This is a genomic window from Streptomyces sp. NPDC059477, assembly GCF_042749375.1.
Lineage (GTDB): Bacteria > Actinomycetota > Actinomycetes > Streptomycetales > Streptomycetaceae > Streptomyces.
The window spans coordinates 1-1,606 of sequence record NZ_JBHYUG010000038.1; the positions used below are offsets into that span (position 1 = coordinate 1).

At 73.6% G+C, this 1,606-nt stretch carries 1 protein-coding gene; it reads right to left on the bottom strand.

The window, feature by feature from the left end:
• Window positions 1-228: 228 nt before the first annotated feature.
• A complete protein-coding gene (locus tag ACFXAZ_RS20145; RefSeq protein WP_384592725.1) occupies window positions 229-1,116 on the bottom strand; it encodes an alpha/beta fold hydrolase in 888 nt (295 codons plus the stop codon).
• Window positions 1,117-1,606 lie beyond the last annotated feature (490 nt).

Below are 1,606 nucleotides of genomic sequence, written 5' to 3' on the forward strand. Positions count from 1 at the left end.
GGCGGCGCGGGGGGGCGGGGCCGGGGCGGCGGGCGGGGGGGGGCGGGGGGGGGGGGGGGGGGGGGGGGGGGGCTGGTCGCGCAGTTCCCCGCGCCCCTCAAGACAAAAGACAGCTGCGGGCAACGCCCGTCTTTTAGGGGCGCGGGGAACTGCGCGAACGGCCACGACGCACGGAGAGCCGCCGATCGGTCACCGGCCCGGCACTCTCCCCGCGCGCCCCACCCCACGTCACCCCAACCGGTCGAGGAACGGCTCGATCGCTGTCCGCCAGGACGTCGGCTGGTCGTAGTGGACGAGGTGGCCCGCGTCGGAGACCTCCGCGTACTCGCCGAGCGGCAGCACCCGCACCATCTCCTGCGCCTCCGCGCGTCCCAGTTCGCCGTCCAGTCCGCGCACGACCAGGGTGGGGCAGCGCACGGACGACAGTTCGTCCCAGTGCGCGTCGTACACCCAGGTCTCGCGGGACTTCAGCATCTGCTCCGGCTCGAAGACCGGCCGCCAGCCGTCGGCGGACTCGTGCATGACCTCGGCGTAGAACTCCCCGCGCGCCGGATTGGGGCGCTCCACCCAGGGGTCGTCCTCGCCGAACCACTTCCGTACGTCCGCGATCGTCGCGAACGGCAGGGGCCAGGACCGGAACCAGTCGTCCCACTCCCGCTGCGAGGCCGCGCCCAGCGCCGACGCCCGCATGTCGCAGATGATCAGCCCGCGCACCAGATCCGGCCGTTTCGCGGCCAGCTGCCATCCGGTGAGCGCCCCCATGGCGTGCCCGATGAGCACGACCGGCGCGAGCCCGAGCTGCTCCAGCGCCGCCTCGGCGTCCTCGACATACGCCTCCCGGGTGAACACGGCCCGTGGCGGCTTCTCGCTCTGCCCGTGCCCCCGCTGGTCGAGAGCCACCGCGCGATGCCGCTCGGCGAGCCAGCGGGCGGTCGAGGTCCAGTGCGAGGCCCGGCCCATCAGGCCATGGAGTAACAGCACGCCGGGCGAGCCGGCACCGCCGGTATCGGCTCCCTCGATGGCCCCGCTGTCCCCGCGCGGCTTCGCGGGGTCGCCGAATTCCCAGGCGGCCAGGCGTACGCCGTCCGTACCGGTCACGTCGATGCGCCGCACCATTGGTCCTGGTACCCCCCAAGCTCCGCTCGGCCCGCCCGCTGCCCTTCGAAGGGGGGCGGACCTGTCCACCGCGTCCTGCCTGCCGTAGTACCGCTTTCCTGTTTCCTGCCGGTGTCCGGACCCACCGTGTCACGGACCGCTGAGTCTCCGTGTCACCGGGTCACGGGTTACGGGTCACCGACGGAATCACCCGCAGACTATCGAATGCGTATTCGAGAATGGCGCTCGGGCGGGCAATACCCCTCGTTCGAGTGACCCCCCGCCAGGAATGATCGCCGCGGCCCAGGGGAGATCTTCTGCGGGAGGCGGACCGCTCGGGGAAACCGGTCCGCGGGGACGACCCTGGGAGCTCGGGGCTCCGGGTCGACACAGGGGAGGACAGTCCCCCGCGCCCCCCCCCCCGCCCGGGCGGTTGTAGGGAGCTGGCCGGGGCGGGCCCCCACCCCCCCCCCCCCCCCGCCCCACACTCCCACCCCAACCCACAGAGCCG

Coding starts and splice junctions, on each gene's coding strand:
- ACFXAZ_RS20145 (WP_384592725.1), bottom strand. CDS start 1,116: ATGGTGCGGCGCATCGACGTGACCGGTACGGACGGCGTACGCCTGGCC.